This window comes from Pseudomonas sp. NDM (assembly GCF_003105095.1).
GTDB lineage: Bacteria > Pseudomonadota > Gammaproteobacteria > Pseudomonadales > Pseudomonadaceae > Aquipseudomonas > Aquipseudomonas moraviensis_A.
The window spans coordinates 1-7,420 of sequence record NZ_QETJ01000206.1 but is presented as its reverse complement, the minus strand read 5'-3'; the positions used below and the strand labels follow the sequence as shown (position 1 = coordinate 7,420).

Genomic DNA, 7,420 nt, shown 5'->3' with positions numbered 1-7,420 from the left:
CAGCTCCTACAGGGGAACGCATTCCAGAGTAGGAGCTGCCGAAGGCTGCGATCTTTTGATCTTGCTTTTAAACGATTGGGAAGCTGTTGAAATCGACGCTATTGGCCAGGCGGCTATCGATCAGGTCGATAAACCCCTGCGCCTCGGGGCGGTTGAAATGCGCCTGCATCGCCGCTTCCGACTGCCAGCGCGCACTGACCGTCCAGCGGTGGCTGTCCTCGGGGCAGCGGTCGACCAGGTAGGAATCGCAGCCCGGGGTTTCGCGCAGGGTGTCGACGATCTTCTGCAATTGCTTGCCGAGCTCTTCCGAGCGGCCCGCAACAGCCTTCACCTGAACCGTGTTGATCACTTCGTTGGACATTGCTCACACTCCTGAATCAGGCCGGACGAATCCTGCTCACTGAGGGATAACGCCTGTGCAGAATAGGCCTGCCGCCATGAATCACCAATAACCAATCGGCGGTAAAAGCCTTATACCAAGGGCTCATGACAGCTGTTCGAGGATGTCACGCAGGCGATCGAGGGCTGTGTCGATATCAAGGGTTTCGATGGCGCCGAAGCCGAAGTACAAGCCTTCCTTCGCCGGCTGCTGGTAGTAGAAACCACTGATCGCATACAGGCCGACCTCGACCTTTTTCGCCAGCTCGATGACCAGTGGCAAATCGATAGGCACCTTGCAGAACACCGCCATGTGAAACCCGGCACTGGCCGGTACGGCTTGCAGCCATGGCGCGAGATCGGTTGCCATGCGCTCGAGAATCCGTTCGCGCCGTTGCGCATAGATCGTGTGGCAGCGGCGAATGTGCTTGAGCAGGCAGCCCTCTGCGATGAACTTGGCCAGCGCCCATTGCGGCAGGGTCGAGGCGTGCAGATCGGTCAACTGTTTGGCACGAATCACCGCCTCGATGATCGACGGCGGCAGGATCGCGTAGCCCAGGCGCAACTCCGGCAGCAGGGTTTTCGAGAAGGTGCCGACGTAGGCGACGATCCCGCGCTGATCGAGGTTGTACAGCGAATCGGTGGGCCGGCCTTCGTAGCGGAACTCACTGTCGTAATCGTCTTCGATGATGATCGCGCCCAGTTCATGAGCTCGGGCGAGCAGGGCCTCGCGGCGCGCCTGACTCATTGCCATGCCCAGCGGAAACTGGTGCGACGGCGTTACATAAATCAGCCTTGTGCCATCGGGAATCTGCTCGACCTGAATGCCCTCGGCATCCACCGGCACCCCGACCACCTCGGCGCCGTGCGTGCCGAACAGCAAGCGCGCGGGCGGATAACCGGGATCCTCCATCGCCACCAGACTGCCGGGACGGGTCAGTACGCGCGCAATCAGGTCCAGCGCCTGTTGTGCGCCGTTGCATACGACGATGTCCTCGTCCTGACAATTGATGCCACGGGAAAAGGCGATGTGCCGGGCGATCGCGTTGCGCAGCGCGGGCAAGCCTTCGGCGACGCTGTAGAAACCTTTCGACTGCGCCATCTGCCGCATCGCATGGGCGACGCAGCGGCGCCAGTCGTCCTGCGGGAACTGGCCCTTGCTGGTGGCGCCACCGATGAAGTCGTAGCGCAGCGAACCTTCCAGCGTCGGATGACGCAGGAACACCGGCAGATTGCGCCAGCTCTCGATCACCTCGGCACTGGCCAGCTCGGTGTGGCTCTGCTTGCGCTGCACCTGGGCGGGGCGCGCGTTGACGTAGGTGCCTTTGCCGATCACCCCGGTGAGGAAGTTTTCGTAGGTCAGCTGCGCATAGGTGTCGGAAATGGTCTTGCGCGAGATGCCCAACTGCTCGGCCAGCAAGCGGCTGGGCGGCAACTGCGTACCCGCCGCCAAGCGCCCGGATTCAATCGCCGCGCGCAACTGCTGATACAACTGACCGGCAAGATCCTTGCGGCCGTTGATCACGACATGAAGTTCCATACCGACGAGGCTCCCGGAGGTGAATGAAGTGTCGGTCAGATTAGCGTTGTTGGGCTTTTGGCAGTAGTTGCGTGGAGTAAAAACCGCAAATTGGCGCATGTCCCTTGTAGGAGTGAGCCTGCTCGCGATGGCGGTGGATCAGCCACCATCAATGTTGAATGACAGATCGCTATCGCGAGCAGGCTCACTCCTACAGGGAAATGTGTGTGGCCGTGGTTCGATGGTGTCCTCATTAATCGTCAAATTGGGTCTGTCATGCGGTCATGCCAGCCCTTACCGTGAACTCATCATTCCGCCTGCCGAGAGCCGCGCCATGTCCCTGCGTCTGGATTACTACAACGCGTCGCCCAAGGCGATGAAAGCGATGATTGCCATGGAGGCGCTGACCAGCAACCTGAGTATCGAAGCGTCGCTGCTGCAACTGATCCGAATCCGCGCCTCGCAACTCAACGGCTGTGCGTTCTGCACCGACATGCACTCGGTGGACGCGCGGCGAGCCGGGGAGAGCGACCGGCGCCTGTATGCGATCGCCGTGTGGCGCGACAGCAACTTCTTCAACCCGCGCGAACGGGCCGCGCTGGCCTGGGCCGAGGCGGTGACGCTGTTGTCCGAAAGCCACGTGCCCGATGACGTCTACCAGCAGGCGCGCGAGCAGTTCGATGAAGGTCAACTGGTGGACCTGACGGTTGCCGTCAGCACCATCAACAGCTGGAATCGCCTCGCCGTCAGCTTCCGCCAGACCCCGAGTGACTGATCACCACACACCGGCAATCTCAGCCCACACAGAAATTGATCACCACACAACCCTGTGACGAGGGAGCTTGCTCCCGCTCGGCTGCGCAGCAGTCGCAAAGCCTGAGCATGCGGTGGGTCAGGCAAAATCGGTTCGGCAGGTTTGGGGGCGCTACGCACCCCAGCGGGAGCAAGCTCCCTCGCCACAAAATGGCAATCTCAACCCACACAGAGACTGTTCACCACACAACCCTGTGGCGAGGGAGCTTGATCCCGCTGGGCTGCGCAGCAGTCGCAAAGCCTGAGCATGCAGTGTGTCAGGCAAAACCGGTTCGGCAGTTTTGGGGGCGCTACGCACCCCAGCGGGAGCAAGCTCCCTCGCTACAAAATGGCAATCTCAGCCCACACAGAAATTGATCACCACAATGCATGGTTTTCAGTTGGCCGGCCGCTGCGGCTTCACCGAGGTGCCAAACGTATTCCCCATCCGCGTACTCGTCGCCGCCGGTGTCGCCAGCCCGACCTGATTCGGCGGTCGCTTGTGCACCGGCACATTCAACGCTTCCATGTTTTTCTGCGCCGCCGCCGCGCCGTCCGGATTGTTACCCATCTGCTGGCTCAGGCAGTCGTAATTCGGCGCCTTGTAGCCGCCGACCGTGACCTCGACACAGCCCAGCGGCTCCTCCGCCTGCGCCGTGCCCACCGTCATCAGCAAGACCCACATCCACCGTGTTTTCATGTCCGCCTCCTGGCCCGCCCGATTGGGCCGCTCTGGGGTTTGAGTCTAGTGCAAGCGCAGCGCAAAACCCGTGATGGTTTTTTTGCACCGCCCGTCATACCAGAGTCATAAATGCCCCGCAGGATAGCGATTTTCAGGGGTGCGCCAGTCGTGCAGCGAGGCAGTTCGCGGATCAGTCTTCAGCGCTCGGCGACGCTTGTGCGCCGCGCGGGTCTGGGGTGGCTGCTCGGTCTGCTGGCCAGCGCAGTCAATGCTGATCCGGCACCGGCGGATATGCGCATGACCTTGCACATCCCCGCGCAGGAACTGGCCCGGGCGCTGGATCAGTACAGCCGTGCCACCGGCGTCGCGGTTTTGGTCGACAGCCAGTTGAGCCGGGGCCGTCGTTCCCTTGCCGTGGATGGCGAATACACCGCCGCCGACGCCTTGCGCCATTTGCTCGGCGGCACCGGGTTGATGGCACGCTACGCCCGCGCCGACGCGTTCACCTTGCAAGCGGCGCAGGTGGAGGATCTGCCAGCGCCGACGGACAAACCCACGCCGGCCGCTGTCGCGGTCAATCGCAGTTACGCGACGGCGGTGCAAGCAGCGATCGAGCGCAAACTCTGCCGTTCGCCGCTGACACGGCCGGGCAGTTATCGCGCGGTGTTGCAGGTGTGGGTCGGGCGCGACGGCGTGGTGCAGCACAACCGGTTGGTCACTTCGACCGGCGATGTAAGGCGCGATAACGCGCTGGTGGAAAGTTTTCGCAACCTCACAATCGACCGGCCGACACCCAGCGCCTTGCGCCAGCCGGTCACGTTGCTGTTGTTACCGGAGTCGTCAGGGAAACGCATGGAATGCACCAGATGGGAAGGAGTTTCCGGGGGATGAAAGACGCCGGACAAAGCTTGATGGGCCAGCTGTTCCTCAGCTCCTACGAGGATTTTCGCGTGCGCCTGCGCCGCCGCCTCGGCTCCGAGGACCTGGCCAACGACGTGCTGCACGAAACCTGGCTGCGGGTCGATCGCATGGAAACCCCGCCGAACCTGCTCAAGCCCAACGCCTACCTGTATCGCATGGCCCTCAACATCGCCGCCGACCGCCGTCAGGCCGACGCACGTTTGCTCACCGGCACCGAAGTCGAGGAACTGCTGCAACTGGGCGACGAAGCCCTCGATCCGGCGCGGGTCGTCGGCGGGCAAAAGGAAATGCAGGCCCTGCTCAGCGCCTTGTACGAACTGCCCGCACGGCGTCGACGGATCTTCATCGCCGCGCGGCTGGAGGAGGCGCCGCACCTGGAAATCTCCCAGCGTTTCGGCATTTCCACGCGCATGGTCGAGAAGGAAATCAAAGCCGCGTTGAGCTTCTGCGCGGCGAAACTGGAAAGAAAAGTGTTTCAGCGGTTCGGTCGCGGGGCCGGAAAACCGTCTAGCGAATAGTGACCCGATTAATCCGTTGAGAATTTGCGCGTTTGAACATCTTTCGACTGAAACCCGCCGAGCCTTCGGCCGACGAGTCCCTGCACAGCGAAGCCCGCGACTGGCTGATCCTGCTGACCTCGGGCCGCGCCACCGTCGCCGACGCCCGCGCCCTGCGCGAATGGTGCGCGCAGAGCGGCGAACACGCCCAGGCGTTCGAAGAAACCAAGCGCCTGTGGCATCGCCTGCAACCGGCCGCCGAAGCCTTGCAGGGCCGGCGCAGCTTCGGCCGACGGGCATTTCTCGGCGGCGCAATTGCCGCCTCAGCCGCATTCCTGCTGGTGCGCGGCACGATTCCCGGCGGCTTCGAAGGCTTGGGCGCCGACTACATCACCGAAGTCGGCCAGCAACGCCGGGTCGAGCCGGCACAAGGCGTCAGCCTCGAACTGAACACCCAGACCCGCATCAACCAGCGCAGCGTCGAAAACGGCGTGCAGGGTTTTGAACTGGTCAGCGGCGAAGTCGAAGTGCAAACCGCACGCCTGCCGCTGGCGATGCAGGCCGGAGCAGGGTGGTTGCGCGCCAGCCAGGCCCGCTTCAACCTGCGCAACACCGACCAGCAAGTCTGCGTGACCTGCCTCGACGGCGCGGTCGAAGTGGACGTTGCAGGCCTTAGCCTGCGCCTCCAACCGGGCCAGCAAATCACTTACGACAAAGGTCAGGTGGGCAACGTGCAAACCGTCGACACCGCCGCCGTGATGAACTGGCGCCAACAAGTGCTGGTGTTCAACGGCGCGACCCTCAGCCAGATGATCGACGAAATCAACCGCTACCGCCCCGGCATGCTCCTGCTGCTCAACCGCGAACTCGGCCAACGCCGCGTCCAGGCCCGCTTCAACCTCGACCAACTCGCGGGTGTCGCATTGCTTATCCGCGACGCCTACGGCATCAAATGCACCGAACTCCCCGGCGGTGTGGTCGTCCTCAGCTAACCAAAGCCCAGCGCAATCCAACTGTAGGAGCTGCCGAAGGCCGCGATCTTTTGATCTTGATCTTGCTTTCTGTGGGAGCGAGCCTGCTCGCGAAAGCGGTCTACCAGCAACAACAACATTGACTGACCCACCGCAATCGCGAGCAGGCTCACTCCTACAAAAAAGCTGCGGTGATCCCGGCTATTGCAACAACCCAATCACCTGCCGATACCGCTCAACCCCCTGCGCCGTCTGCCGACTCAAACTAATCTCCAACCCCAACGGATCCTCCCGCCGATTCCCACTCAGCTGCCGCCAGCCCTTGTCCACCTCCCAAACCCGCACCTGCACATCACTCAACTCATTCAACACCGCCACCCCATTCCCAGGCGCCGGCAACGGATAGCGACTGCGCGCCTCAGCCACCGCCCGATACAACGTATCCCCCTTGACCCACCACCGAACCCGCTGCAACGCCCCCGGCTGATCCGCCGCGCTACGAATAATGTCCAGCCGAAACCCCTTGCTATCACTACTGCGCACCGTCACCGCCGGCGGCGCAGTCGGCGCCTCATCCTCAGCCCCAACCTTGCGCGGCTCGCTCAACTCGACCCCAGCGCGCATGTCCACATCCCGCTGCAACTGATTCAACACCCGCAACAACCCATCGCTCTGCTCACTGCTCGCCTGCAAATGACTGTCCGCCCGCGTCACACTGTCCAGCCCGCGCCAGGCAATCAGACTGACCACCGCCATCAGCAGAATCGCGACCATCACCTCAATCAGAGTGAACCCTTGCTGAGTCTTCATTGAATACTGATCCGCCCAGCGCCATCGCGCAGCACACTCAGCCGATTGGCCCCATCCGACAAAATCAGCCGCAACGGCGGATTGATCCACTCGGCATTCAGCACCACCGTCTGCCGGGGCTCCACACGCACCTCCACTTTCGGACTCTGCCACGCACGCGGGCGCAACTGCGCATCCTCCTTGAACGACTCAAACCCAACGCCACCCTCACTACGCCGCCCAAAGCGAAACCCCTTGGCATCCGCCACCCACACAATCGGCCGCCCATCCGCGCGAGCCTCGGCCTGCGCCACCTGCAACAACTGCGCAACCCGCTCGGCATCCTTGCGCAACAACTGCAACGGATCGGGCCTGATACTCAAACTGATCGCCGCACTGGCAATCCCGATGATCACCAGCACCACCATCAACTCGATCAACGTAAAACCCTGCTGCCTGCTCATCACCCACGCGCTCCTTGGCGTCCCACCCCATCGTGCCCGGCGAACATGTAAGGCATGTGAAATAAAACGGAGAGAATTGCCGCGTAGGCTGGCAACAGGGACAACAAGGAGCGACAACCCATGAAATTCACCGCACGGATTACCCCGGCGCAAACCGTCCAGGCCCTGGCCCTGCTCGCCGCCCTGATGGGCGTCGCGACATGGTCGTCGCTGCTGCTGACCACGGCGGAATCCCACACCCCCGCAGCCGCCCCGCAAGTGCTCGCGGCGAGAAGTGACAGCCCGGCGTTGCAGTGGTTTTCCAATGAAACCGCACCGGTGGATATCAAGGTGAGCGGGGTGATCGCGGGCGGGAGCGGGACGGTGGCGATATTGAGTTTGAACGATGGCGCGCCGAGGAGTTTTTT

10 protein-coding genes are annotated in these 7,420 nt (G+C 62.5%); 5 read left to right on the top strand and 5 right to left on the bottom strand.

What is annotated here, in order from left to right; all coding sequences use genetic code 11:
• Positions 1 to 67 precede the first annotated feature (67 nt).
• Positions 68 to 361 (bottom strand): antibiotic biosynthesis monooxygenase family protein, encoded by a 294-nt coding sequence (locus tag DCO47_RS24485; RefSeq protein ID WP_064363423.1) that lies wholly within the window; start codon positions 359 to 361, stop codon positions 68 to 70.
• Positions 362 to 484: 123 nt separating this feature from the next.
• Positions 485 to 1,918 carry a PLP-dependent aminotransferase family protein gene (locus DCO47_RS24480; RefSeq protein ID WP_116659109.1) on the bottom strand — a complete coding sequence of 478 codons (1,434 nt, stop codon included), beginning with the start codon at positions 1,916 to 1,918 and terminating at the stop codon, positions 485 to 487.
• A 313-nt stretch (positions 1,919 to 2,231) separates the two neighbouring features.
• On the opposite strand from DCO47_RS24480, the gene DCO47_RS24470 reads away from it, so the two are divergent.
• The gene (locus DCO47_RS24470; RefSeq protein WP_064363689.1) at positions 2,232 to 2,672 is read left to right on the top strand and encodes a carboxymuconolactone decarboxylase family protein; all 441 of its coding nucleotides are present in this window, start codon (positions 2,232 to 2,234) and stop codon (positions 2,670 to 2,672) included.
• 414 nt (positions 2,673 to 3,086) lie between these two features.
• On the opposite strand, the gene DCO47_RS24465 is transcribed toward DCO47_RS24470, so the two are convergent.
• On the bottom strand, positions 3,087 to 3,374 hold the full coding sequence (locus DCO47_RS24465) for a hypothetical protein (RefSeq protein WP_256590249.1): 288 nt from the start codon (positions 3,372 to 3,374) through the stop codon (positions 3,087 to 3,089).
• 165 nt (positions 3,375 to 3,539) lie between these two features.
• On the opposite strand from DCO47_RS24465, the gene DCO47_RS24460 reads away from it, so the two are divergent.
• The 3 genes from DCO47_RS24460 to DCO47_RS24450 are packed head-to-tail and all read left to right on the top strand — an operon-like array spanning position 3,540 to position 5,781.
• A complete protein-coding gene (locus DCO47_RS24460) occupies positions 3,540 to 4,262 on the top strand; it encodes a secretin and TonB N-terminal domain-containing protein (protein WP_165839221.1) in 723 nt (240 codons plus the stop codon).
• Positions 4,259 to 4,810 carry an RNA polymerase sigma factor gene (locus DCO47_RS24455; protein ID WP_042606800.1) on the top strand — a complete coding sequence of 184 codons (552 nt, stop codon included), beginning with the start codon at positions 4,259 to 4,261 and terminating at the stop codon, positions 4,808 to 4,810. The genes DCO47_RS24460 and DCO47_RS24455 overlap by 4 nt, the downstream gene beginning before the upstream one ends.
• Before the next feature lie 32 nt (positions 4,811 to 4,842).
• On the top strand, positions 4,843 to 5,781 hold the full coding sequence (locus DCO47_RS24450) for a FecR domain-containing protein (RefSeq protein ID WP_116659106.1): 939 nt from the start codon (positions 4,843 to 4,845) through the stop codon (positions 5,779 to 5,781).
• Positions 5,782 to 5,961: 180 nt separating this feature from the next.
• On the opposite strand, the gene DCO47_RS24445 is transcribed toward DCO47_RS24450, so the two are convergent.
• Positions 5,962 to 6,570, bottom strand: a complete 609-nt coding sequence (locus DCO47_RS24445; protein ID WP_116659105.1) for a prepilin-type N-terminal cleavage/methylation domain-containing protein — start codon at positions 6,568 to 6,570, stop codon at positions 5,962 to 5,964.
• Positions 6,567 to 7,013: a GspH/FimT family pseudopilin gene (locus DCO47_RS24440; RefSeq protein ID WP_116659104.1), complete on the bottom strand. Its 447-nt coding sequence runs from the start codon at positions 7,011 to 7,013 to the stop codon at positions 6,567 to 6,569. The genes DCO47_RS24445 and DCO47_RS24440 overlap by 4 nt, the downstream gene beginning before the upstream one ends.
• A 120-nt stretch (positions 7,014 to 7,133) precedes the next feature.
• On the opposite strand from DCO47_RS24440, the gene DCO47_RS24435 reads away from it, so the two are divergent.
• A partial coding sequence (locus DCO47_RS24435; protein ID WP_116659103.1) for a general secretion pathway protein GspC occupies positions 7,134 to 7,420 on the top strand: 287 nt, incomplete at its 3' end.